The sequence below is a fragment of the Bacillus sp. FSL H8-0534 genome, assembly GCF_038005885.1.
Lineage (GTDB): Bacteria > Bacillota > Bacilli > Bacillales > Bacillaceae_G > Bacillus_A > Bacillus_A pseudomycoides.
In genome coordinates this window covers 3,815,389-3,839,986 of sequence record NZ_JBBOUC010000001.1, presented here as the reverse complement: position 1 = coordinate 3,839,986, position 24,598 = coordinate 3,815,389, and the positions used below count along the sequence as shown (strand labels likewise).

Genomic DNA, 24,598 nt, shown 5'->3' with positions numbered 1-24,598 from the left:
AAAGTTCGCATTTTTATAAAATAAACATTATAATTAAAAATATAAAAGGTTGTTAACAAAAAACGTTAACAACCTTTTTATTTTTTTTTAGAAAAATTTTTCACTTTAGAGGAGTGATTGTATGTATTGGAAAAGAAATAATAAGCCTGTAGAAGATCCAGAAGAAATCGCTGTATGGGAATGCCAAACAGAAGATTGTTTAGGATGGATGCGTAAAAACTTTTCTTTAGAAGAAGAACCCAAATGTCCTTTATGTAAAGGTGATATGAATAGCGGGACACGACTACTACAAAAATTGTAAAGATTAGGTTCCATTTCCCCTACATTCCTCAATTATGAAATCCAATAAAGAGAAGATCCTCTTTCTCCTTATCTACAGTGCAAGTTTACTTCCTAATTATGAATTTGAAATAAATGATTGAAAAAAGCAGCTATTACTTAAAATAGCTGCTTTTTTCCTTACTGTCTACGAATATTTAGACAAGTAATCTATCCTATTACCTGATTTTTCTTTTGTATATATAAATATAAAACACTTGCTATGACGACAATTGTGCCACCAAAATAGAGGCCATACTTCGTCGCAAGTTCTACAATCGCCTCGATGTGTTTACCAAACATAGAACCAAGCATAAAATAAAGCAACGTCCACATAAATCCCGTCGTGTATGAATACAAAGCATATGTTTTAAATGACATACGATTCATACCAACCAAATAAGGAACAATATGTCTAACGACAGGTATAAAATAACTTGTTACTAATGCATAATGTCCATATTTACCAATCATTTCTTGTGATTGTAAAAGATACTTCGCCTTTTTCTTTTTCATCAATTTATCAAGTACTTTATCACCAAAAACCTTTCCAAGTATATACCCTAAAGAGAGGCCGGATACGACACCTAAATAGGTTAATAAAAATGCCGGAATTACACTTAGTATGCCTACTGACGATACAAACCCACCACTCATCACAATCATTTCATCTGGAATTGGCATACCTACAATCCCAAGCCATAAACAAAAGAATAAAGCCGCATAGCCATACTGCTCAATATAGGATAACAATTCATGTAATTCCATTAGGCGTATGACCTCCTAGCCTTTTTCTACAACTAAGAACATGTGCTGGAGGAAGATTCAACCAAACCTTTTTTAGTGAAATTTCCTGAAAAAAGGTTTGGATAAATGCTTTCCTTGCAAGCGAATATTGAAACGTAATAAACTCGCCATCCTCACTTAATGACTCCATTACACTGGATAAAATACGAGATGATACTTCCGTTGGTAAGGATGTAAAAGGTAACCCTGATAATACATAATCAACCTTCTCTATTTGTAACTCCTTTATATATTTCTTTATGTTCTCAGCTGATCCATGTATAACCAAAACGTTTGGATCGTCCTTAAACTGCTTCTGTAACTTTTTGAAAAAAACTTCATTAATTTCAATCAAGATAAATATTGTATGTTCTTTTTTTCTCTTTATAATCTCTCTCGTGAATGATCCTGTTCCAGGTCCCAATTCTAGAATATACTTTGCTTCTTCGAAATTAATCGCGCCTACCATCTTTTTGGCTAATATGTTAGAACTAGGTGCAATTGCTCCAGTATTCTTTGGATGTTTCACAAATTCGGTTAAGAATGTAATAAGTTGCATCTCTAACCTCTCCCGTTCATTCAATATCGTCTAATATAGCTCCAAGTATAACTATCATTTTTTAAAAAATAGCATGGGAATTTCTTAAGATTTTATGAAGATGTAAAAAAGCAGCTATCGCTTCTAGCGATAGCTGCTCCTTTCATTACTTCGAGCTCACGATCTTGTAATAAGAACGAACTGTTAAGAAGTAATATCCAATATAAATGACGCTATACACACCAATACTCATTAATAATGGAATCAAAATTTCATATGGCATTAACGTTGATAATCCTTTTAATGCAAATAAGCTGTGGCAAATCCCTACTACTAATGGAATTGCAAAGATAAAGCTTACTTGTTTCGCAATTGCCTTTTTCATTTCTTGTTTTGTAACCCCGACTTTACGTAGTACAACGTAACGATCGCGGTCTGCACTTGCTTCTGTTAGCTGTTTGAAGTAAATGATAGAGCCTGTTGCTAATAAGAAGACAAGTCCTAAGAATAGACCGATAAACATCATTAATCCTGTTGCTTCCAGCATACCATGGAAACCCGTGTAGAAATCATTGAAAGGTCGCGCAACTTCTGGTTCTCCAGCTGGCATCACTTTCTTTAATTTCTCTGTTAGCACTTTACTATTCTTCTCATCTTTTACATCGATATTTTTAACGATACGTGTGTCAGCTACTGCCTTCGCACTCTTATATACTTCATCTGGTACAACAACGAATAGTTCCCCTAAGTTCGTTATATTACGTCCTTCAGCACCTTTAATCGTTAATGTTTTCGCTTCATTACCAATCGGGAATACCGCTTTATTCCCTTTATATACAGTGCTGAACTCATGCCCTTCAATATACATACCATCAAATACGAATGCCTCGTTAGCCGCCAAACTTACAGCCTCTATATCCATATTCTTTGCTATGTTATTAAATGCTGATTGCGATACAAGCTGATATTTCTCGGTAACTAAATAATTTGTATTCATACCCATATCTGCTTTTTCGCCTTCAAACTTCCCTTTAACAGGAACCATTTCTATTTCGAATTGGTTCGTTACAGGATGCTTCTGTTTCTCTTCACCCAAAATCGCATTTACTTTATTATCAAGTGCCGCATCCTTTTTCTCGTAAGAATAACTGTGCGGCGCATAATCTTTCGTTTGTTTAAACGTGTTGTAATACATCGTAACAGACGTACCAACTGCCGTTAATGTTACCGCACTTAATATTGCAATAGTTGCTAGAGATTTTGCATTTCCTTTAATGCGGTACAGTAACTGTGACGTCGTTACCATGTTCATACCGTTATAGAAAGATGATTTCTTATGTCTTGCTCGTTTTAATACAAATACTGTAAAGAACATAAATAGTAAGTACGTACCAAGTACTGTTGCAAGTAAAATATAAAGCGCAACTGTCATAAAGTCTATATATTTAATTGCTTTAATATACATCAGTGATAAGAAATAGCCAGAACCGATTAAGAACACTGAAATCAATGCCATAATCATTGATCCTTTTGGCATCGTTTCTCCTTCATGTTCTGCACGGAAAAGTTCAATTAATTTAAAGCGATAGATTAAACGATATCCTTGAAGTGATGTATAAAGGATAATCACAAAAAAGATAATTGCCGTATCAATAATTGCAGACATTGGTACTTCAAAATGAACATTTAAATTCAGTCCCATCATACTTACTAACAATTCAAGGAACAACTTCGACAGTACACTACCAATCGCAATCCCGATTACTAATGACATTAAGCCCATCAACATATTTTCATAAAATAACATTTTACCGATTTGTCTTTTTCGAATACCAAGCAGTGAATATAATCCAACTTCTTTTTTACGTTTCCGTGTAAAGAACCCGTTAGAGTATATAATAAATACCGCTACGAAAATAATCAGCATCACACTGGAAACTTGGAATGCTCCGCTAATTTTCTTAGATCCTTCCGCTGCTTTTTCCATTTGTGAATTATATTGCAGCGCTTTAAATGTAAAATAAATGACGATGCTAAAGATCATAGATGCAAAATATAAAAAATAATCCTTAAAGTTCCGCTGTATATTGCGGAGGGCAATGCTAGATAACGTCATCCATGGCACCTCCGGAAATTGCGGACATTACGTCTACTACTTGTTGGAAGAATTGTTTACGAGTTAATTCCCCGCGGTGCAATTCTTTATATAACTCACCGTCTTTAATGAAGATAACACGTTTACAATAACTTGCCGCAAACGCATCATGCGTTACCATTAAAATTGTTGAATTATCATATTCATTTAATGACTTCATACTTTCTAATAAGTCTGTTGCTGATTTGGAATCAAGTGCTCCTGTTGGCTCATCCCCAAAAATCATACTTGGATTTGTAACGATTGCACGTGATGCTGCGCAGCGCTGCTTCTGTCCACCAGATACTTGGTATGGAAATTGACTTAAAATATGATCGATGCCGAACTTCTTCGCAATCTCAAGAACGCGGCGATCAATTTCATTCGCTTTCACTTTTGATAACGCAAGTGGCAATGCAATGTTCTCTTTCACCGTTAGCGTATCTAATAAGTTATAATCTTGGAAAATGAATCCTAAATGATCACGGCGGAACAATGCTAATTTATCATCATTCATTTTCACAATGTCTTTCCCATCAATTAAAATCTCACCGCTCGTTGCATTATCAATTGTAGAAAGAACATTTAAAAGAGTCGTTTTACCAGATCCAGAAGGTCCCATAATTCCAACGAATTCACCTTCTTGCACTTGTAAGTTAATACCTTTTAACGCTTCAAATTTATTTCCACCTGTATCATATACTTTTTTAATATTTTTCGCTTCTAACACTGTTTTCATCTCTATATCCCTCACTTCTTCTATTCTCTATTTTCACTATATCTAACTCCTACTCTTGCCACTATCGATGTTTCTTACACAAACATGACAATTATGTAAGGCTACTTAGCAGAAGACATGGACATTTAACTTCATGAAATAACTACTTTGCTACTATAGCATTGGGATAAATAGCCATCCATTCATTCTCCTTACAGAAACATTACATTTCTGTAAGGTACCCTATATAATTGTGCACGAAATGTCGGATGAGGTTATTTCATTCCTGCTATTCTATTAACAAAGGAGGTCATATGATGGATTCGCTTAAAAATATGAATGCAGCAATACAGTATATTGAAGACAATCTTACGAATGACATTGACTTTAAAGAAGTGGCTAGGCTAGCTTTCTGCTCGGAATACCATTTTAAAAGAATGTTTTCCTTCCTTTCAGGCACGTCGCTTTCAGAATATATTCGTTGTAGACGCCTTACTCTTGCAGCATTTGAGCTAAATGCTAGCAATGTAAAAGTCATTGATATCGCTATAAAATATGGATACAACTCGCCAGATTCCTTTTCACGTGCATTTCAAAATCTGCATGGGATAACACCGTCAGAGGCTAGAAATAGCAGCCATACCCTTAAGGCTTACTCACGAATGACCTTCCAGTTATCCATTAAAGGAGGAAATGAAATGAACTATCGAATCGAAAAAAAAGAGACGTTTCGCATCGTTGGTATAAAGAAACGAGTACCGATTATTTTTAGTGGTGTAAATCAAGAAATTGCTTCTATGTGGAAAAGCTTAGACAGTCAATCAATTCACACATTAAAGACCCTTTCGAATGTGGATCCTACAGGACTCATCAGTGCTTCTACCAATTTTTCTGAAGGGAGAATGGAGGAAAAAGGAGAACTTGATCACTATATTGGCGTCGCAACAACGAAAACTTGTCCAGAGCAGTTCAAGCAACTTGAAGTTCCTGCCTCAACATGGGCTATATTTGAAGCAATTGGGCCATTTCCTAATGCATTGCAAAATGTATGGGGACGTATTTATTCCGAGTGGTTTCCATCTTCGAATTATGAACAAATGGAAGGACCGGAAATCCTATGGAATGAAAATAAAGATGTGACTTCATCTACTTTTAAAAGTGAAATATGGATACCAGTTGTAAAAAGGTAATATATTCCTAGTTGATTATTAAAGTAAAGAAGCTGTCCCAAAAGGTCATTTTTAACACCCTTTTGGAGACAGCTTTTTTAGACTAATGCTTCACTTTATCCTTCTTTTAGACTCATTGCTATACAACACTGCAGTCATAATCGAAATCATTACAACAAATACAAAAGTAAACATTCTATAGTTTGATATCACAGCAGTACCTATAAGAAAGGCAGGAATGACTGCCAGAATCATGCCTCCAAGCATACCAAGAACAGCTCCCATACTCTGTTTCACTACTTGGGTTTCTGATACCCAATCATAATAAGCAAATCGGTTATTAATAAAAACACCCCATACTGCTGAAAAAAAGGAATATGTGATTGGGGTAATTACGATTAAAATTGAAGTCCAAATACCTGGCTTTAAACCTATAATCATAAGGATAGCGCTAATAATTGATGTAGGTATGCTGAGTGAAAGATTCATGAGAATCTTACTGTCATAGATCATTTTCGGTGTAAGAGGCAATGACTTGATAATCCATACGTTTTTCCCCTCGAGCGACAATGACACACACGTTGTACACGTCATTGCAATCATTGCTGAAATAACAAATGGAGCAACCTTTTGTAAAAGCGTTTCGATTCCAGGATATCCAATAAATTGACTTGGCCCTACTATAACGACTGCAAGTGAGAATATGACTGCCATGACAACTCCCATACCGATATTAATCACATATACTGTAGAAGAAAAGAAACGCTTCCGTTCTTTTTTATATAATGCAATCAACACTTTTTCTTTCTTCATATGATCAATCTTGTAATCGGAACGCGTATGGTACGTAGAAACTCCTGTATTGATTTGCTTATATTTGAAAGAGAGTATTTTTACAAAAAGATAATACCAAATAACTGATATGCTGACAAAAAGAATAAAAGCTCCTATATTCGCATCGACAATTGCTTTTTGAAAAATGTTAGCTAGCGGATACACTTTAGTCAATTGCTCTGAAACGATTGCTCCAATCCCTTCTAAGTCAGTAAAACTATATTTCGCATTTCCCTGCTTGAACATAAAGTAGCCAAATATAATAATTGCCATAAAACTTAAAACAGTAGTGACTCGATTCGCATGTCTAAACTTAGATGCTATCGCCGTAATGCATGCACCAAAAACAGCCGCAATTGTTGTTGGAATTAAAGATACTGTAAACAGAGTTATGATCCACATTACATAGAAAGATATTGATGGATTCTCATATATACAATAAATAATCCCCATCGGCAGCATGATGATCATTGAAAAGACAGTATTTAATACGTACAAATACAAAAATCTACTAGCAATAATCGTATCTACACGAATCGGTAAAGACATGACAAAATCATAATCCTTAAAGGCAAAAATTTCACCATTCGCCTTAAACATAGTGAAAAACAAAACTAATATACTGCTAATAACGAATGCATAAACTGGAATGACTTCCCCTATCCCCAGTTTGATTAATCCATATGCCGCGCCTCCACAATATAGCATCAAAAGGGCAGCAACCAAGGCGATTGATACTGAAATTAAAATTTTACTCTGCTTCTTTTTCTTATCTTTTTCATACTTGAAAGTATTTAGACCAAGCTGCGTTATCAGACGGATTTTTAAAAGCGCTAGCGTATTATTCTTCATCAGCAAGCACCTTCATAAAGAGCTCTTCTAATGAATTTCCCTTGATTAAAGACTTTACTTCCCCCGAGATTGCTAGTTTCCCTTTATGAATCATCGCTATCTTATTGCATAACTTCTCTGCTACATCTAATACATGAGTAGAAAAGAAAATCGCACTGCCTGATTCACAAAGTTCCTTCATCATCCCCTTAAGTACAAGAGCCGCCTTTGGATCGAGACCAACAAAAGGCTCATCTAAAACTAATAATTTGGGATGATGCACAACTGCTGATATAATCGCTACTTTTTGTTTCATACCGTGTGAGTAGGAGGATATTAAATCCCCCAAATATGGTGTAATCTCAAAAGCATCTCCATATGTTTGTATCCGTTCTTCCCTGTCCTTTACAGACACCCCAAAAACATCCGCCACAAAGTTCAAATATTGAATCCCTGTTAGTTGTTCATATAAATCTGGATTATCAGGAATGTATGCCATGACCTTCTTACACGTAATCGGGTCCTTTTTTACTGAATGTCCATCAACAAAAATTTCGCCCTCCTCAAAGTCTATAACACCTACTAGTGACTTAATCGTCGTACTTTTCCCAGCGCCGTTATGTCCGATAAACCCAAAAATATCTCCCGCTTGAACAGTTAAACTCAAATCATCTACTGCTTTTTTGCCACCTTTGTAGGTTTTGCTAAAATTTATGATTTCTAACATGCCCTCTCCCCCAAACGATTTAAACTCGCGTATACCAAGACTGAATATTCAGACCTAAATAACTAAAATGATACGCAATAAGACTTCATCCTTACCACATATCATTACTTGCAAACGTCCTTACAGAATCGTATCTACTATTTATAATTGTTCCTTTTTATATAAAATATAAGAATATCCATTCGTCAACACCACAGCAATTAATATCATTGTAAGCATCATATAAGATCTCCATTCAGCTGGCACAACAATACTTACCATCATCATAAGTCCTAAAGCTACAAATACTTTTCCGCTAAAGCGATGTGTTTTGCGCCATACTTCTTCATTGCTTAACGTCCATGGGTTACGCATACCCACAAAGAAATTCGGTTTACACTGCGGTAAATAATTACCAATAATTAAAAATAAAATTCCAACAAGTAATTCGGGGACCCGATTAATAAATAATTTATAACCTAAGCCATTTGTAATGATATCTATGTTTCCGATAAATAAGACAACTAGCAGGCTATTATTTATCATCATCAAAGCTTTAGAAAACTTTTCATAGTTTTCTTTCTTTGGATCAATTTTTTGTAAAACATTTAGAAATACATAACAACCAATCATGATACCAACCATAGACATCATTCCAGTTAATTTCGATGAAAATCCATCAGCAGTCCCGCCGCTCCAATGGGTTGCGATTGTATCTGGCAAGTATGGCCAAGAAATTGCCCATATTAAGCAAGTTGTAAGAATTAATATAATTGCAAAAAGATGCTTTTTCATTTCCCCTCTCCCCCTTTATTCGTAAACGTAAACACCCAAGTTAATAAATCTTGAAAAACAGTTGTGTTCAAGGAATACACAACAAATTGCCCTCTTTTTTCATCTTGTATAAGTTCCGCGTTTTTAAGTGCACTTAAATGATGTGAAATACTTGGCTTTGTCATATTGAACTGTTCGGCAATTTCACCAGCTGTTAAATCACCTTCTTTTAATAAATCTAATATTTTTCGCCTTGTTGGATCTGCTAATGCTTTAAATGCTTGGTTCAATGTCTTTCTTCCTTTCAATAATTAGACATTTAGATATTTATCTAAATGTTAAAATAAAAAACGTATATTGTCAATTATATCCATAACCCTTTTTACTTTTTCCACTTTTGTCCTATACTGTTTACTAGCACTCGTTTCAAGGTAATGAAAAGACAAGAAACACATGGTACACTATAGCTACAATTGTTTTTTTAGGAGGAATATACATATGTATAAAATTTTAATCGTTGAAGACGATCCAAATATCTCATCTTTACTTCAGTCTCACATTCAAAAATATGGTTATGAAGCTGTTGTTGCGGATAACTTTGATGATATTATGGATTCTTTTAATAGAGTGAAACCACACCTAGTGCTTCTAGATGTAAACTTACCGAAGTTCGATGGCTTCTACTGGTGCCGTCAAATTCGTCATGAATCTACTTGCCCGATTATTTTCATTTCTGCTCGTGCTGGTGAGATGGAACAAATTATGGCGATTGAGAGCGGTGCGGATGATTATATTACAAAACCATTCCACTACGATGTTGTAATGGCGAAAATTAAAGGTCAATTACGCCGTATTTACGGTGATTATGCTCCAAATATTTCAGAACGAATTGTTGAAGTTGAAGGGCTAAAATTATTCCCGGAACGACCAGAAATCCATTTTGGAACGAAGCAAGTTCTTCTTACAAAGAAAGAAGCTATCTTAGCTGAAATGTTATTATCGAAACACCCTCGTACAGCAAACCGCGAAGATCTATTAGCTGCGCTTTGGGATGATGAAAGCTTCGTTGAAGAAAACACGTTAAACGTAAACATTACACGTCTTCGTAAGAAATTTAATGAGCTTGGTATTGAAAACGCAATTGAAACAGTACGCGGATTAGGGTATCGTTTTAACGCAACTTGGAGTGAATAAGCATGAAGTTATTTTTGCGTGATCATTTTGCATTTTTTCTATTATACGCATTAAATTTCGGTATCATTTTTATTCTCTATGATGCAGTTGATGGATTTCAAAACAATAAATTTTATTTCATCGTATTAAGTTTATATTTATTTATTTGCTTCCTTGTTTATCGTTATGTTCGCAACCGCAGAATGTATCACAGATTAAGTGAGCCACCGGAAAAAATGGAAGATGCGTTTATTGAAAGAGCGACCGCACCTATGCCACACGGCGTAAATGAGCTTGTTCGGACTCAATATCGTTTGTTCCAAAAAGAACTGCAATCATATGAAGTCAAACAACAAGAACACCAATTGTTTATTAACCACTGGGTACATCAAATGAAAACGCCAGTTTCTATTATGCAGCTGATGGTACTAGAAATGGAAGATGAACATCTCATTCCGAAGTTTAAGAAAGAACTAGAAAGATTAAATCAAGGACTTGATATGGCGTTATATATGGCGAGACTCAATAACTTCCACGAAGACTTCCATGTAGAAACGATTTCACTAAAGGATGCCGTAACAAAAAATATTAACGGCTTAAAAGAACTCTTTATTCGTAACGGTGTATTCCCTGTTCTAGAAGTTCATTCTGATCTTATGGTTGCTTCTGATGCAAAGTGGCTGAAATTCATTATTTATCAGTTAATGACGAATGCGGTTCGCTATTCTGGCGAGCGAGGCAAGAAAGTCTTCTTATCTGGCTATCGAAATGGGAAAGATATTATTTTGGAAATTCGTGATGAAGGAGTTGGTATCCCGCAGGAAGATATCCGAAGAGTATTTGAACCATTTTATACAGGGAAAAATGGACGTACTTTCGGAGAATCAACTGGTATGGGGCTTTATATTGTCAGTAAAATTTGCTCTTATTTAGGTCATTCCGTGAAGTTAGACTCTGAAGTAGGTAAAGGGACTAGCATTAAGATCATCTTCCATAATGCTTTAAATCATCAAGCAGACGGCTCGGGGAAGGTGATTGAAGAATGAACATACACAATTTCAGCGAAATGTATGAGAACTCACTCTCATACATTTTTTGCAACATGACTACATCTATATCTTCGATTTGGAGGTATACAGCATGACTTTTTGGCAGTTTGCATTTAAAAACGTAACGCGAAATTCCCGTGCTTATTTTGCCTATTTTTTAAGCAGTGCGTTTTCCATTGCGATTTTCTTCTCATTTGCGGTGTATTTATTTCATCCTCGGCTACAAAATTTTAGTACAGTTGATGGAATTACAGGGTTAATGATATTTTCAGAAGTGGTCATTGTGTGCTTTTCCTTTTTCTTTCTGCTTTATTCCATCGGTACTTTCTTAAAAGTTCGTAAAAAACAATTTGGAGTTTTAACCGTTTTAGGAATATCGAGAAGGCAATTAAAACGTCTTGTTTTTATGGAAAATATGTTGATTGGGATATTGTCCATCTTTGTTGGCATTCAACTTGGACTCGTATTCTCACAATTTTTCTTGTTAGTAACAGGAAAAATCACACACGTCCCAGGATTGTATTTATATTGGCCTTCAGGGGCCATCCTTTTAACTGCAACAATCTTCCTTGGACTCTTTATCGTTGTTTCTGCTTTTACTCCTATGCTCATCCGAACAAGAAAAGCCGTACGCCTTTTAAAAGAAGGAAGAGTAAAGCAAAAAGAGCAAAAACCATCTATACTTATTTCTTTATTTGGTGCTCTATGTTTGCTATTGGGATATATACTAGCTGGAAATCCAATGTTCTTTCTATCTTTAGATCCAAAGATAGGATCGATTTACATGTTTTCTAGCATTTTCGTCATTCCGTCACTTGTGGCAATTGGAACATACTTTTTCTTTTCACAAATTTGCTTCCTGCTCATTCGGATTTTGAAAACAAGACGAAAATTTTACATGAAGCGAATTAATATGCTGTGGATTTCAGATTTGGCAAGCCGTATTCGAACAAATATTAATATGCTTTTTATTGTAGCTATGCTATCTACTCTCGCATTTACAATGATTACATTCATATATGGGTTTGGGAAATTCATAAAGTTGGATGTTGCCAAAAATAATCCATTCCCGTTCACCTATATTTCATACGATGCCAATCCACTTGCTTCACAGCATATGGACTGGTTAGAAAAACGACTTAGCGAAGAACAATTTACCTATAAAAAGTTCAAAACAGACTTATATGCCGTTTCATTACAAAAGGACAAAACCACTCCTTATGAAAGAGAAGCATATGTATTAAAAGAAAGTGACTATAATAAACTTGCGACTGCTTTACATCTCAAGCACCTTTTTGTAAAAGAGAATGAAACATACATCCTACCTGGATATGGATATCAAAACATATTGAGTCCACTGCAAGAAGATTTCAAACAAAAAAACGTTACACTTTCGCAAAATTCACTTACATTACATGTAAAAGATTATGAGAATTTTAGCGTAACACCAGCTGGTCTGACACCACAATTACTAATTTTATCTGATGATACAGTACATGCTTTATCGAATAACATGAGACATATGACACTGTATAACTTTCAAGTACAAGACTGGGAAAAGACATATGTAATCGCTGAAGAATATATTAATAAATTGGAAAAAGATCGAAAAAGTATCGCATCTAAAGAACCTTTATATATCATGTGGGAAGCGAGTGATACGCTATACCAAATTAAACTAGGCGCCGCTTCATTCTTCTTTATTGGTACTTTCCTTGGTGTCATTTTCTTCATTGGTGCCGGGAGTGTCCTTTACTTCCGTATGTATACGGACTTAACAAGTGAACAAGAAAAATATATTACGATTACAAAAATCGGGTTAACAGAATCTGAAATGAAGCGTTCCGCTACCATTCAGCTAGCGATCTTATTCTTCGTTCCGTACATCATGGCTTCCATTCATACAATGTTTGCTACAAAAATGCTACAAGAAGTCATAAATCTATCATTATTTGCTGAAATTACAGTTGTTCTTACGATATTTGGAACGGTTGAAATTATCTTTTTCTTGTTAATTCGTTCCTTATATATGCAAAAACTATCTCGACATATTAGTCTTTAAAAAATAGAAAGGTGATTCTTTATGGAAGAAGTCTTACACATTAAAAATGTCTCTAAAGTTTATGAGGGCAAAGTCCCTCATACCGCTTTAAAAAATATTAATTTACATGTAGATAAAGGAGAATTTGTCGCAATTATGGGGCCTTCAGGAAGCGGTAAATCTACTTTCTTAAATGTAATTTCAACAATCGATTCTCCTACTGCAGGCGAAGTTTTTATTAACGGGAAACAGCCGCACACATTCCGCAGGGAAAAACTAGCTGTTTTCCGCCGCCAAGAACTAGGGTTTGTTTTTCAAAACTTTAACTTATTAGATACGTTAACAATTGGTGAAAATATCGTATTACCATTAACGTTAGACAATGTTCCGCTAAAAGAAATGGATAAGAGATTAGATATTGTTTCAAAGAAACTTGGGATTGACCACATTTTAGACAAGCGGATTTTCGAAGTTTCTGGTGGACAAGCACAGCGCACTGCGGTAGCTCGCGCTGTTATTCATAATCCATCTCTCTTGCTTGCTGATGAGCCTACAGGAAATTTAGACTCTAAAGCAGCAATCGACGTAATGGAACTTTTTACAAAATTAAATAAAGAAGAACAAGCAACGATCTTAATGGTAACACATGACCCGTTCGCAGCGAGCTATTGCAACCGCGTGATTTTTATTAAAGATGGTGAACTTTATAATGAATTACACCGCGGACTATATCGAGAAAAGTTCTATCAAGAAATACTTGATGTATTAGCATTATTAGGAGGAAGACGTGGATGACATTTTGGCAATTTGCATTAAAAAATGTCATGCGTAATTCTAAAGCATATTTTGCATATTTTTTAAGTAGTGCTTTTTCGATAATGGTTTTCTTCTCACTTACTGTATACTCGTACCATCCGCGTTTACAGAACTTACATGAACAAGGACCTCTGATGAATTTAATCGGAATGGCGCAATTTGTTATCATCATGTTCTCGTTCTTTTTCTTGCTGTATTCGATTGGAGCATTTTTAAACGTACGTAAAAAACAATTTGGTATTTTAACAGTTCTCGGTATCTCTAAGAAACAATTAAAACGCCTTGTATTTATGGAAAATATGATGATTGGAATATTAGCCATTTTTGTTGGTATTCAAGGTGGTCTTGTTTTTTCTAACTTTTTTCTATTGGTTACGTCCAAATTAACAGGTGCAACAGGGCTCTACTTATATTGGCCTACAAGGGCAATTATCGTCACAACTGTAACTTTCATCGTTCTATTTTTTATCGTTTCTACGTTTACACCTATGTTTGTTCGTACACGTAAAACGATTCGTCTCATTAAAAACGAGCAAAAGTTAAGAAAAGAAAAACGGCCTTCTATTCTCATTTCTTTATTTGCTTTAGCTTGTTTAGGACTATGTTATTATATCGCGGGGTACCCAAAAGGATATGTCACCGAAAAAAACATACAAGATGGCTCCGTATTCTTTATTATTTTATCCATTTTGCCACTTGTAACAATTGGAACGTATTTATTATTTTCTCAAACGATTCTTCTCTTTATATCTATTTTAAAAAAGAGAAGAAGATTTTATATGAAACAAATAAATATGTTATGGATTTCAGATTTAGTTGCACGTACGCGTGGTAATATTAATATGCTCTTTATTGTTACCATGTTATCTGCGCTTGCTTTTACAATTATTACACCGCTCTTTGCTATGAATAATTACACAAAAGCAACTATTTTAGAACGTTATCCTGTTCCGTTCACCTATACATCTGATCCAGGAAATTCATTCGAACAAAAACATATTGCTACGATAGAGCAAGAGCTTACCAATTATCAATTTCAGTATCAAAAATATAAATTTGCAGTTTTAAAAGATAAAGCTCTAGAACAAGACGTTGCTATTATGAAAATGAGTGATTATAATACACTAGCTACGCTGTTAAAAAAACCAGAAATTCAGTTAGGACCAGACGAAACATATATAATTTCTAGGTTTTCACCAACTCTATTAAATTTAATAACCAATCCATTTGCAAAGCAAGAAACAATAACTTTGGAATCTAACAAAAAAAAATTTCTCATTAAAGGATTTTTAAATCAAGGAGTAGAGCCACAATACGCTCTTCCTGACACAATTGTGATGCAAGATCATGTCATTGATAATATGATTCCGCACATTGAAACCATTACCATTTATAACTATATTGTTGAAAATTGGGAAGACACTCTTATCCCTACCAAAAATGTGGTGAATAGTATAGATAAAGATCGAAACGATTTATTGGAGAAAACAGAGAAAGAAAAACAACATAACGCTATCCCATTCAGTCTTTTTACATCTAGTGACGAACTAGCATACAGTAAAAAGAGTAATGTCTCTAGTTTCTTTATTGGCACTTTTCTCGGTATCATCTTCTTTATTGGAGCAGCAAGTGTCTTGTACTTCCGTATGTATAATGATTTAACAAGAGAAGAGCAAAAGTATATTGCCATTACAAAAATTGGACTAACAGAGTCCGAGATGTTTCGTTCTGCAACGATTCAATTGGCAATTTTATTTTTCGTACCTTATATAGTCGCTGCCTTCCATACAATATTTGCTATCGTTTTTTTACAAAACATACTCGCAATTTCTCTACTCAAAGAATTATCATTTGTACTTACTTTATTTGGGATGATCGAGATTATTTTCTTCTTTTTAATCCGTTCCCTTTACATGAATAAATTATCACAACGCCTTAAATTGTGAATAAAATAGCCTTGTGCATGCGCACAAGGCTATTCTCAATAGTTTTTGTTAGCAGTATCCGTAACCACCACCAAAGCCACCATAGCCGCCGCCATATCCACAACCGCCACCGTAGCCACCACCGAAGCAGCTAGCACCGATGATAATCAATAAAATAAACAATACGATTAGAAGCGCAAAACCGCCTCCACAGCCGTGTCTTATGTGTCTATGGTGATGTTCATGTCTGTCATCGCATCTGTCATCGCACTTATCACTCATTACTCTATTCCTCCTTTAGTATCATTCGTAACAACAAGGGGATCCTATCATGTTCTAAATGAGCGGATTCAATTTATATTATGTTTACATGGGAAATCGGGAGCTTGTTTTTCCCAAAAACAGGCTTGTTTTACGAAAAGATACAACGAAACCTTGGATTTACTGATAAACCATCAATAAAGAATGCAATGCCTGCGAATCACAAAAGAGCCTACGATAATTGAATCATCGTAGGCTCTTTATCCCGCTATTTGTGGGCAGTAACACTCCCACCTCATTCAGTGAAAGCAAAAAAGTTAAGCAGGTGATGAATTGCCCGTAAAAGCCCGATTGGTGAGGGCTAATAATCAGTGAGGGATGAAGTCACCACTGATTAAAGTTTCACTTTATATACGCTGTACAAACAGCTTTCCTTCTTGCAATATACGCTTTTGTAGTTGTTGATTAGAGAGCATATTTAAATGTACCACATCAAATTTCACTCTTCCCTCCAGCTCTTCTGTCAACTCAAAACATAACCATTGAAATTGTTTGTGCGAAGCATTCTTCGTTTCAATCGCAATGTGATGACTACATTGATCTGTTACTTCTTTCCTTACGTGAGGCCCAAAAATATATGCAACTTTTACAAATGACACCTTTAACAAATATGCTTGTATAACCCGCAATATATCTTCCTGCTGCCTCATACATTCACCTCTCACATACAATCCGTTTTCTCGTAATCTCTTCTAATCTTTCCCGGTTTACGCCATATCCAAACCCAAGCTCTTTTGGAACAATTACTTTCCCGCCTTGCAATGTTACTCCTGGTGAAATAATATCTCGCTCCCAGTGTCTACTTGAAGCTGAAATATCACCCGGAATCGTAAAGTTTGGGAGTGATGCTAACGCAATATTTTGCGCACGTGAAATCCCCATTTCAACCATACCGCCGCACCAAACAGGAATACCATGTTCCTTGCAATAATCATGAATTTGGATTGATTCTGTTAAACCGCCAACTCGTCCCGGTTTAATATTTATAATGCGGCAGCTTCCAAGTGTAATCGCTACTCTTGCATCTTCTAAGCTATGAATACTCTCGTCCAAACAAATAGGTGTCTCTATTTGTTTTTGGAGCTTAGCGTGATCGAGAAAATCGTTATCCGCTAAAGGCTGTTCAATCATCATTAACTGAAATTCATCCAATCGTTTTAATCGTTCAATATCCCCTAACGTATACGCTGAATTTGCATCGACCATTAATGGAACCTTTGGAAAGACTCTTCGTATTTCCTTTATTAGCTCATAATCAAATTCCGGTTTGATTTTCACCTTAAAACGTTGATATCCTTCTTCTGCATACATTTCAATTCGTTTTAACATATTAGAAATCGTATCTAACCCAATCACAACACCGACTTCAATTTCTGGCTGTGTTCCTCCCAGTAAAGTCGCTAATGACCTGTTTTCGTGTTTCGCATACAAATCCCATACAGCGCCTTCTATTCCCGCTTTCGCCATACGGTTACGCTTTATATGCTGAAAGAGACTCGGAATTTCATTTGGATGTGTAATTTCAGCTTTCAATACATCTGGTATTAAAAAATCTTGAAGCATATGAAGTGCCGTTGTTGCAGTTTCTTCTGTATACCATGGTTCTGAGAACGCAACAACTTCCCCAAACCCGATATATCCGTCCGTATCCTCAAGTTCAATGACAATACTTTCCCGCGTTTCATACGTTCCGTAACTTGCTGCAAAAGGAATCACAAGAGGCATTTCTGTTACATAAAGCGTCGCCTTTTTAATTCTCATTTACATCTCCTCCAGCAGGTGCCTTAGTTCCCGTCTTAACAATTTTTCCGAAGCATTACGTGGTAATTCAAGTAAGAAATGCACTTCTCTCGGTACTTTATATCGCGCTAATTTTTCTTCACAAAATTGAATCAGTTCTTCTTCTGTTATATCGTCAGCCTTAACAATAAACGCAGCAGGCACTTGTCCCCACTGTTCGTCTGCTTTCCCAACAACTCCAGCTTCCGCCACTTTAGGATTTGCAAGCAGTACTTCTTCAATTTGCGCTGGATAAATATTTTCTCCGCCTGAAATAATGAGATCACTACGACGATCTAATACATATAAAAATCCTTCTTCATCTAAATACCCAAGATCTCCAGTATGAAGCCAACCGTCTATTATTGTTTCACGCGTTGCGTCTTCACGTTTAAAATATCCATGTGTCACATTCGGTCCTTTTACAACAATCTCTCCTTCAACATTCGGTGGCACTACTTCTCCATCCTTCTCAATTCGAAGCTGGCATAAGAAAAGCGTTTTTCCTGCTGAACCAACTTTCGTTAACATGTAATCAGCTGAAAGTGTGCAAATTTGCGAGGATGTTTCTGTCATACCATATGTTTGGTACACAGGGATTCCTTTTGTTACACATGTTTCTAAAAGTGGCTTTGGTGCTGGTCCTCCGCCTAATAACATGCAACGTAAAGAGCTCGGATATGTTTCCTCCCCAAGTCTTTCTAATAAGTCCATTAACATCTTAGAAACGACAGATATGATTGTTATTCCCCGAGTTTTTATTGCCTCATGAATGAAATCAGGATCATATTTCGGAACGAGTAAAATCCGCATACCGTACATAATATTTTTCATTAACAGAGATAATCCGCCTACATGAAACATTGGCATGCACGCTAACCAACAATCATCATCGCGAAGCCCTAAGTTAAGTGATGATCCAACAGCACTCGCCCAGTGATTACCGTATGTTAAGATAACCCCTTTCGGTTTGCCTGTTGTTCCTGACGTATAAATAATTGTCATCGATTCTTCTAAAGAAAACTCCTCTTGAACGACTGCAGTTTTCTTCGGTCCATTCACTACCTCTTCAAATGCATATACTAGTACCTGTTCTGTTTCAAATTCTTGGTCCGTTACTAAGCAAACAACTTCAGCATCATCCATTTGCCAAAGTAGCTCTTCTCTTGAAAGACGTGTATTTAGAAGTACAGCTACTGCCCCAATATAAGATAAGGCGTGAATTACTGTAATCATCTGGGTACCATTTTTCATCAGAACAGCCACTTTTTGACCTTTTTCTATCTGTAAGTATGAAAGGTGTTCACAAACAGATCCTACTTTTTCATGCAGTTCTAAAAATGTAATCTTCTCCTCTTTTGTCTCAATCGCAGTGCGCTCTGGTGTTAAAAAAGAACGTTGCATTAACCAATTGGGCATTGTCTCCATTACACATTCTCCTTCCATTAAAGAAAGAGACTTGATGTACAATCAAGTCTCTTGTTTTTGTTTCCGCTTTTAATCTTATCCAGCTACAGCAGCTAGAATAGTCGATGGCTTTGCTTCTTCCTGCGAGGCAAACTACGCCTCTTCGTCTGAAGCTCCATCCCTCTCCTATTCTGAACGAGCTGCTTCCGCCTTTAATTTCATCCAGCTACAGCAGCTAGAATAGTCGGTGGCTTCGCTGCTTCCTACGAGGCAAACTGCGCCTCTTCGTCAGAAGCTCCATCCCCCTCACATTCTGAACGAGCCGCTTCCGCTTTTAATCACGGAAAACGAGGGAATTGTCCGAAGTCTGGACGGCGTTTTTCTTTGAACGCGTCGCGGCCTTCTTTTGCTTCGTCAGTTGTGTAGTACAATAACGTTGCGTCTCCCGCTAGTTGCTGGATACCAGCTAAACCGTCTGTATCTGCATTGAATGCAGCTTTTAAGAAACGAAGTGCCATTGGGCTGTTTGCTAAGATTTCTTCTGCCCATTGGACTGTTTCTGCTTCTAGCTCTTCTAATGGTACAACTGTGTTTACTAAGCCCATATCAAGTGCTTCTTGTGCACTGTATTGACGACATAGGTACCAAATTTCACGAGCTTTCTTATGACCTACCATGCGAGCTAAATAACCAGCTCCGTATCCGCCATCAAAGCTACCTACTTTAGGACCAGTTTGTCCGAATACAGCGTTGTCTGCTGCGATTGTTAAATCACATACGATATGAAGTACGTGTCCACCGCCAATTGCATAACCTGCTACCATTGCGATAACTGGTTTAGGGATTGCGCGAATTAAACGTTGTAAGTCTAATACGTTTAAGCGTGGGATTTGGTCTTCACCTACATATCCACCATGACCGCGAACTTTTTGGTCGCCGCCAGAACAGAATGCACGTCCACCTTCACCTGTTAAAATGATAACGCCAACATTTGCATCATCACGTGCTTGTGCAAATGCATTGATTAACTCCATTACCGTTTTAGGACGGAATGCATTATGTACTTCAGGACGGTTAATCGAAATCTTTGCGATACCATTGTATGTAGAATAAATAATATCTTCATAATTGCCTTCTTTTACCCATTCAATAGCCATTATTCTTACCTCCTTTTTATTGTGCTAATGGTTGTCCACTAGTCTCTATAAGTTCTACTTTCCTCAAAAGAAAAAAGTGTCACTGTATGGTTTTGAGAAATCCCTCTACTATTGTACCAAACTTTTGCGGTTGTTCCACATGAATTGCATGGCCAGCCCCATCAATTTTGACAAATTTCGCGTGAGGGATGCGTTTTTGTATATTTTGTAAGATGTGAAAGAACTTCTGATCGCTCTCTCCATTCATTAACAAGACAGGCATTTTGAGCTCTTCAAGCTGACTCCACCAAGAAGGCTGGGCTCCTGTTCCCATGCCCCGAAGGCTATTTGCGAGTCCTTTCGGGTTATTAGCAAATCGCTCTTTCCTTACTTGTTCTTGCACACCTTGTGATAACTTTTTTTGCGTTGCAAACAGCGGGATATTTTCCCATCTATTTACGAAAGCTTCTATTCTTTCTAATTCAATTCGATCTGCAAGCTGTTCATCGCGCGCACGGCGCTCTTTCCGGTCCGATTCCATCTCAAGTCCAGCTGTGCAGTTCTCTAATAAAAGAGATTTCACGCGGTTTGGATATAAGCATGCCATCGTAATCGCCAGTCTTCCGCCCATTGAATAGCCGAGTATATGTGCTTTTTCAATATTCAAATGATCGAGTAGTGTCGTCATTTGAAGTGCTACATTTTGAATATCATAATGCATAAGTTCCTCGGGACTTTCCGTTTTTCCATGTCCCACAAGATCAACTGTGATGACTTGGAACTGTTTACTCCATGCAGGAATAAACGAATGCCACGTTTCCATGCTCCCCGTAAAACCATGAAGAAGTAGAAGTGGCTCTCCACTACCGACCACTTCATATTCATACGTTATACCTTGCAGCGCTACTTTCATTCCGATTCACCTTGCAAAATTTCCGTAGCAACCTTCGATGTACTTGCCCATAAATCACGGTGCAATTGTAAATTCTCTTCTCGGTTTGTACAAATTTCCACAACGTGTAACCCTTTTTCCGTTGTTCCTTTTTTTACTTCATGACGAAATGCTTCCCAGTCATTTACACGCGAGAATGAACCACCGTACATTTTGACAACATGTTCATAATCAAGCCCAAGCGGCGTTCCGAATAATGATTCAAAATGTTCTTTTGACTTGTATTGTGGTAGGAATGAGAAGATGCCACCACCATCGTTATTAACAACGACAATTGTTACGTTTAAATCATGTAATTTTGCTGCTAAGAGTCCATTTAGGTCATGATAAAATGATAAATCACCAATGACTAATACGAGTGGTTCACAAACAGTGCTCGTTCCTAAGGCTGTTGAAATAATCCCATCAATCCCATTCACACCACGATTTGCCATGACATGAATTTTTTTATCTATGTTAAAGAAAAATGTATCTGTGTCACGAATTGGCATGCTATTGCTGACAAATAACGTCGCTTCTTCTTGTAACACATGCACAATGTCTGTAATCACTTTTCCTTCAAACGCTGTTTCATATGTTTCGATTTCACGAAGCTTTTTCTTCGTTGCATCGTTTATATGTTTCCACATCTCGCACCAATCATTCTGTTCTCGCTTTTGCATATTATCTGTCATTGCTTTACAAAACGAGACGTCGCTTGCACATACCACTTCCGTTGCTACAAGAGCTGGATCTCTCCATTTTCCTGATTCATCTACAACAATATGGACAGCAGCCGTTTGTTTCTTTATATATTGCGTTAATGCCTTAGATACTGGCATACCACCGAAACGAATAATGACATCTGGCTTCCATGTATCCTTCAAGCATTCATTTCGTAAAAATGTATCATAGCAATCGATTACCAATGATTTATCGTGATTACCGCTCCGAAGACCTGAAAGCGGATCTGCCAAAATTGGATATCCAGTTTTCTCAGCAAGCTGCGTGATAACTTCAGCAATCTCTGGATGACTATCGTCTCCACAAATAATAAGCCCCTTTTCCATACTCAAAAGGCGCTCTGTAAGAGAACTTACATATTCACTCGTCATCGCCATATTCCCTTGATGAACTGCCCCTGTATATTCACCTCGTCCTTTTTCCCATAATTCCTCTAAAGAAAAGTCAGGGATCAACGGCTCTCGAAGTGGAAAATTAATATGGACAGGTCCCCTTGGCGCAAGAGATGCACTTGCAACAGCACGCCCGGCTGTCATACGGGCATAATGATACATCGGCTCTCTAGCTTCTGGCAGTGCCATCTCCATAAACTGTTTCACAAAGGAGCCATATAAGTTCAGCTGATTCATTGCCTGCGGGGCACCAACATCTCTTAGTTCATGTGGTCTATCTGCTGTTAAGACAAGCAATGGCACACGCGAATGAAAGGCTTCACAAATTGCTGGATAATAGTTCGCTGCCGCTGTTCCTGATGTACATAAAATCGCTACAGGACGCTTCTTCGCTTTCGCAATACCGAGCGCGAAAAAAGCAGCTGATCGTTCATCTACATGCAAATATGTTTTTATCTGTTCATGTTGCTCCATTAGCAAGGCTAGCGGCGTTGACCGCGAACCTGGACTAATGACAACATCATATACATTTAGACGCGCCAGTTCGTCCACAAACGCGCCTAAATAATATGATAATGCTTCTATATGATTATTCATTTCATTAATTCCTCCAAAGCACCAAGCATCGGTCTAAACTTCAAACTTGTTTCTTCATATTCAAGCTGTGGTACTGAATCAATCACAATACCGCAGCCGGCAAATAAGGATGCCTTGTCACCATTTAATAGCCCGCAGCGCAGGGCTACCGCAAATTCGCCGTTCCCTTTGTCATCTATCCAGCCGATTGGTGCTCCGTACAATCCACGGTCTAATAACTCTACATTACGGATGAGCTTCATCGCCGCGTGGCGTGGCGTACCACCAAGTGCTGGCGTTGGATGCAGTTCTTCCACCATTGAAAGAAGTGATGCTTCACCTTTCGCTTCAACCGGTGTATATAAATGTAGTAAATTTTTTGTTGTTAATAAACCTGGACGCTGCGGAATAGTAACGGATTCACAATGCTCTGTTAATACGCTACGAATCATATTGACTACATAACCATGCTCTGCTAAATTCTTTTCATCATGAAGAAGCGCATCACCATTTTGCTTACTTTCTTCTATAGAATTACCATGACCAATCGAACCAGCAAGGCACATCGATGTAAATTTTCCGCCTTCTTTTCGAATTAATCTTTCAGGCGTTGCTCCTAAAAAGCATGCTCCTTTATAATCGAAGGAAAACACGTAACAATCCGGTTGCCCAATACGGAGCGCCTCTAAAACACGAGCAGAATCAATATTCTGATCCATCGTTAGTTTTAATTCTCTTGCCAATACAACCTTTTGTACAATTCCTTTTTTCATTTCATCCTGCACTTTTACAATTGCATTCATCCAGCTCTTTGGATCAACTTCTACTTTAGAAGTTACTGTTAATTTTGCTTCTGTAAGCGGACAGTTGCATTCTTCTAAAATTCTTTTTTCCAAAGAAACAATTTCTTCATACACTCCCTGTGCAGAGTCTTCAGCTGAAATAAATGTATTCATTGTTAACCATGCTTTTTCATTTTTTACCGTTAAAAGAAAAGCCGGTAACGATAATGTTGTATCTTTAAACTCTTCCCAAAGATCCGTTTGTTCTTTTTCTGGATCAAATGAAAAACTACCAAATAAAAGTGGACCCGTTCCAAATTCATACTCTTCTCTGTGAACAATTGCTTTCTCTTGCACTTTACTCCACTTTTCGTGGGCATTTTGAAAGCGTTTGTCAGAAGAATTTGCTATAGTGAAAACAGAGCCAATTCCAGCAAATATGACATGCTGAGATGGGTCTGCAAAATAACATCTATTTTCGGATGCAATCCTTTTTCCTGCTGCATAAAAAAGAAGCGGATCCATCCAATCTATTTGTTTTACAAAACTGACCAATGTTTTTTCATTCGTCGCATGTTTAATAGCTGCCAAAATCACTTCTTGTAAATCTTTTTGTTTCGTCTGAATCACAAAGTCTCCCCCCTATGGGCGAAAAATAGTCATAAATACGCTTGATTTTAAGATACACCTCAAACGAAAGCCCTGTCAACGTTTAGCA

General features: G+C 36.9%; 23 protein-coding genes. 7 read left to right on the top strand and 16 right to left on the bottom strand.

The window, feature by feature from the left end; translation table 11 throughout:
* Positions 1 to 121: 121 nt before the first annotated feature.
* Positions 122 to 301 (top strand): cold-inducible protein YdjO-related protein, encoded by a 180-nt coding sequence (locus MHH71_RS19440; RefSeq protein ID WP_006096330.1) that lies wholly within the window; start codon positions 122 to 124, stop codon positions 299 to 301.
* A 188-nt stretch (positions 302 to 489) separates the two neighbouring features.
* Here MHH71_RS19440 and MHH71_RS19435 read toward each other — a convergent pair whose 3' ends face one another.
* The 4 genes from MHH71_RS19435 to MHH71_RS19420 form a co-directional block, all read right to left on the bottom strand.
* Positions 490 to 1,086, bottom strand: a complete 597-nt coding sequence (locus tag MHH71_RS19435) for a DedA family protein (RefSeq protein WP_018782046.1) — start codon at positions 1,084 to 1,086, stop codon at positions 490 to 492.
* Positions 1,073 to 1,663, bottom strand: coding sequence for a class I SAM-dependent methyltransferase (locus MHH71_RS19430; protein WP_006096328.1), 591 nt, complete (start codon positions 1,661 to 1,663; stop codon positions 1,073 to 1,075). The genes MHH71_RS19435 and MHH71_RS19430 overlap by 14 nt, the downstream gene beginning before the upstream one ends.
* A 145-nt stretch (positions 1,664 to 1,808) precedes the next feature.
* Positions 1,809 to 3,758, bottom strand: a complete 1,950-nt coding sequence (locus MHH71_RS19425; protein ID WP_033799179.1) for an ABC transporter permease — start codon at positions 3,756 to 3,758, stop codon at positions 1,809 to 1,811.
* Positions 3,745 to 4,515, bottom strand: coding sequence for an ABC transporter ATP-binding protein (locus MHH71_RS19420; protein ID WP_003201420.1), 771 nt, complete (start codon positions 4,513 to 4,515; stop codon positions 3,745 to 3,747). The genes MHH71_RS19425 and MHH71_RS19420 overlap by 14 nt, the downstream gene beginning before the upstream one ends.
* A gap of 296 nt (positions 4,516 to 4,811) precedes the next feature.
* Between MHH71_RS19420 and MHH71_RS19415 the strand changes: the two genes are divergently transcribed.
* The gene (locus MHH71_RS19415) at positions 4,812 to 5,684 is read left to right on the top strand and encodes an AraC family transcriptional regulator (RefSeq protein ID WP_033799178.1); all 873 of its coding nucleotides are present in this window, start codon (positions 4,812 to 4,814) and stop codon (positions 5,682 to 5,684) included.
* A gap of 90 nt (positions 5,685 to 5,774) precedes the next feature.
* On the opposite strand, the gene MHH71_RS19410 is transcribed toward MHH71_RS19415, so the two are convergent.
* The 4 genes from MHH71_RS19410 to MHH71_RS19395 form a co-directional block, all read right to left on the bottom strand.
* Positions 5,775 to 7,349 (bottom strand): putative ABC transporter permease subunit, encoded by a 1,575-nt coding sequence (locus MHH71_RS19410; RefSeq protein ID WP_033799177.1) that lies wholly within the window; start codon positions 7,347 to 7,349, stop codon positions 5,775 to 5,777.
* Complete coding sequence (locus MHH71_RS19405) at positions 7,339 to 8,055, bottom strand: ABC transporter ATP-binding protein (RefSeq protein ID WP_003204770.1); 717 nt, start codon at positions 8,053 to 8,055, stop codon at positions 7,339 to 7,341. Before MHH71_RS19405 ends, MHH71_RS19410 begins: the two co-directional genes overlap by 11 nt.
* A gap of 141 nt (positions 8,056 to 8,196) precedes the next feature.
* On the bottom strand, positions 8,197 to 8,829 hold the full coding sequence (locus tag MHH71_RS19400; RefSeq protein ID WP_018764633.1) for an SdpI family protein: 633 nt from the start codon (positions 8,827 to 8,829) through the stop codon (positions 8,197 to 8,199).
* Positions 8,826 to 9,098, bottom strand: a complete 273-nt coding sequence (locus tag MHH71_RS19395) for an autorepressor SdpR family transcription factor (RefSeq protein ID WP_033799176.1) — start codon at positions 9,096 to 9,098, stop codon at positions 8,826 to 8,828. Before MHH71_RS19395 ends, MHH71_RS19400 begins: the two co-directional genes overlap by 4 nt.
* A gap of 208 nt (positions 9,099 to 9,306) precedes the next feature.
* On the opposite strand from MHH71_RS19395, the gene MHH71_RS19390 reads away from it, so the two are divergent.
* The 5 genes from MHH71_RS19390 (at position 9,307) to MHH71_RS19370 (ending at position 15,833) form a co-directional block, all read left to right on the top strand.
* Positions 9,307 to 10,002: a response regulator transcription factor gene (locus MHH71_RS19390; protein WP_006096322.1), complete on the top strand. Its 696-nt coding sequence runs from the start codon at positions 9,307 to 9,309 to the stop codon at positions 10,000 to 10,002.
* A 2-nt stretch (positions 10,003 to 10,004) separates the two neighbouring features.
* Positions 10,005 to 11,027: a sensor histidine kinase gene (locus tag MHH71_RS19385; RefSeq protein ID WP_006096321.1), complete on the top strand. Its 1,023-nt coding sequence runs from the start codon at positions 10,005 to 10,007 to the stop codon at positions 11,025 to 11,027.
* A gap of 94 nt (positions 11,028 to 11,121) precedes the next feature.
* Positions 11,122 to 13,092, top strand: a complete 1,971-nt coding sequence (locus MHH71_RS19380) for an FtsX-like permease family protein (RefSeq protein WP_006096320.1) — start codon at positions 11,122 to 11,124, stop codon at positions 13,090 to 13,092.
* Positions 13,093 to 13,113: 21 nt separating this feature from the next.
* Positions 13,114 to 13,866, top strand: a complete 753-nt coding sequence (locus tag MHH71_RS19375; RefSeq protein WP_006096319.1) for an ABC transporter ATP-binding protein — start codon at positions 13,114 to 13,116, stop codon at positions 13,864 to 13,866.
* A complete protein-coding gene (locus MHH71_RS19370) occupies positions 13,863 to 15,833 on the top strand; it encodes an FtsX-like permease family protein (protein ID WP_033799175.1) in 1,971 nt (656 codons plus the stop codon). Before MHH71_RS19375 ends, MHH71_RS19370 begins: the two co-directional genes overlap by 4 nt.
* Positions 15,834 to 15,881: 48 nt before the next feature.
* Here the strand turns inward: MHH71_RS19370 and MHH71_RS19365 are convergent, their stop codons facing one another.
* The 8 genes from MHH71_RS19365 to MHH71_RS19330 form a co-directional block, all read right to left on the bottom strand.
* Positions 15,882 to 16,094, bottom strand: coding sequence for a YjcZ family sporulation protein (locus tag MHH71_RS19365; protein WP_018764638.1), 213 nt, complete (start codon positions 16,092 to 16,094; stop codon positions 15,882 to 15,884).
* A gap of 386 nt (positions 16,095 to 16,480) precedes the next feature.
* A complete protein-coding gene (locus tag MHH71_RS19360) occupies positions 16,481 to 16,783 on the bottom strand; it encodes a hypothetical protein (protein WP_006096317.1) in 303 nt (100 codons plus the stop codon).
* Positions 16,784 to 16,787: 4 nt separating this feature from the next.
* Positions 16,788 to 17,894: an o-succinylbenzoate synthase gene (gene menC / locus MHH71_RS19355; RefSeq protein ID WP_006096316.1), complete on the bottom strand. Its 1,107-nt coding sequence runs from the start codon at positions 17,892 to 17,894 to the stop codon at positions 16,788 to 16,790.
* Positions 17,895 to 19,340, bottom strand: coding sequence for an o-succinylbenzoate--CoA ligase (locus MHH71_RS19350; RefSeq protein ID WP_033799174.1), 1,446 nt, complete (start codon positions 19,338 to 19,340; stop codon positions 17,895 to 17,897).
* 317 nt (positions 19,341 to 19,657) lie between these two features.
* A complete protein-coding gene (menB, locus tag MHH71_RS19345) occupies positions 19,658 to 20,476 on the bottom strand; it encodes a 1,4-dihydroxy-2-naphthoyl-CoA synthase (RefSeq protein ID WP_006096314.1) in 819 nt (272 codons plus the stop codon).
* A gap of 79 nt (positions 20,477 to 20,555) precedes the next feature.
* A complete protein-coding gene (menH, locus tag MHH71_RS19340) occupies positions 20,556 to 21,368 on the bottom strand; it encodes a 2-succinyl-6-hydroxy-2,4-cyclohexadiene-1-carboxylate synthase (RefSeq protein WP_078211775.1) in 813 nt (270 codons plus the stop codon).
* Positions 21,365 to 23,119: a 2-succinyl-5-enolpyruvyl-6-hydroxy-3-cyclohexene-1-carboxylic-acid synthase gene (gene menD / locus MHH71_RS19335; RefSeq protein WP_018782034.1), complete on the bottom strand. Its 1,755-nt coding sequence runs from the start codon at positions 23,117 to 23,119 to the stop codon at positions 21,365 to 21,367. Before menD ends, menH begins: the two co-directional genes overlap by 4 nt.
* Positions 23,116 to 24,510: an isochorismate synthase gene (locus MHH71_RS19330; RefSeq protein WP_006096312.1), complete on the bottom strand. Its 1,395-nt coding sequence runs from the start codon at positions 24,508 to 24,510 to the stop codon at positions 23,116 to 23,118. The genes menD and MHH71_RS19330 overlap by 4 nt, the downstream gene beginning before the upstream one ends.
* Positions 24,511 to 24,598 lie beyond the last annotated feature (88 nt).

Bases quoted from the DNA above. Each gene is read 5' to 3' on its own strand.
- MHH71_RS19385 (WP_006096321.1), top strand. From the start codon at position 10,005: ATGAAGTTATTTTTGCGTGATCATTTTGCATTTTTTCTATTATACGCA.
- MHH71_RS19415 (WP_033799178.1), top strand. From the start codon at position 4,812: ATGGATTCGCTTAAAAATATGAATGCAGCAATACAGTATATTGAAGAC.
- MHH71_RS19350 (WP_033799174.1), bottom strand. From the start codon at position 19,340: ATGGAGACAATGCCCAATTGGTTAATGCAACGTTCTTTTTTAACACCA.
- menB (WP_006096314.1), bottom strand. From the start codon at position 20,476: ATGGCTATTGAATGGGTAAAAGAAGGCAATTATGAAGATATTATTTAT.
- menD (WP_018782034.1), bottom strand. From the start codon at position 23,119: ATGAATAATCATATAGAAGCATTATCATATTATTTAGGCGCGTTTGTG.
- MHH71_RS19365 (WP_018764638.1), bottom strand. From the start codon at position 16,094: ATGAGTGATAAGTGCGATGACAGATGCGATGACAGACATGAACATCAC.
- MHH71_RS19420 (WP_003201420.1), bottom strand. From the start codon at position 4,515: ATGAAAACAGTGTTAGAAGCGAAAAATATTAAAAAAGTATATGATACA.
- MHH71_RS19390 (WP_006096322.1), top strand. From the start codon at position 9,307: ATGTATAAAATTTTAATCGTTGAAGACGATCCAAATATCTCATCTTTA.
- MHH71_RS19375 (WP_006096319.1), top strand. From the start codon at position 13,114: ATGGAAGAAGTCTTACACATTAAAAATGTCTCTAAAGTTTATGAGGGC.
- MHH71_RS19425 (WP_033799179.1), bottom strand. From the start codon at position 3,758: ATGACGTTATCTAGCATTGCCCTCCGCAATATACAGCGGAACTTTAAG.
- MHH71_RS19410 (WP_033799177.1), bottom strand. From the start codon at position 7,349: ATGAAGAATAATACGCTAGCGCTTTTAAAAATCCGTCTGATAACGCAG.
- MHH71_RS19360 (WP_006096317.1), bottom strand. From the start codon at position 16,783: ATGAGGCAGCAGGAAGATATATTGCGGGTTATACAAGCATATTTGTTA.
- MHH71_RS19440 (WP_006096330.1), top strand. From the start codon at position 122: ATGTATTGGAAAAGAAATAATAAGCCTGTAGAAGATCCAGAAGAAATC.
- MHH71_RS19370 (WP_033799175.1), top strand. From the start codon at position 13,863: ATGACATTTTGGCAATTTGCATTAAAAAATGTCATGCGTAATTCTAAA.
- menC (WP_006096316.1), bottom strand. From the start codon at position 17,894: ATGAGAATTAAAAAGGCGACGCTTTATGTAACAGAAATGCCTCTTGTG.
- MHH71_RS19380 (WP_006096320.1), top strand. From the start codon at position 11,122: ATGACTTTTTGGCAGTTTGCATTTAAAAACGTAACGCGAAATTCCCGT.
- MHH71_RS19430 (WP_006096328.1), bottom strand. From the start codon at position 1,663: ATGCAACTTATTACATTCTTAACCGAATTTGTGAAACATCCAAAGAAT.
- MHH71_RS19400 (WP_018764633.1), bottom strand. From the start codon at position 8,829: ATGAAAAAGCATCTTTTTGCAATTATATTAATTCTTACAACTTGCTTA.
- MHH71_RS19435 (WP_018782046.1), bottom strand. From the start codon at position 1,086: ATGGAATTACATGAATTGTTATCCTATATTGAGCAGTATGGCTATGCG.
- menH (WP_078211775.1), bottom strand. From the start codon at position 21,368: ATGAAAGTAGCGCTGCAAGGTATAACGTATGAATATGAAGTGGTCGGT.
- MHH71_RS19405 (WP_003204770.1), bottom strand. From the start codon at position 8,055: ATGTTAGAAATCATAAATTTTAGCAAAACCTACAAAGGTGGCAAAAAA.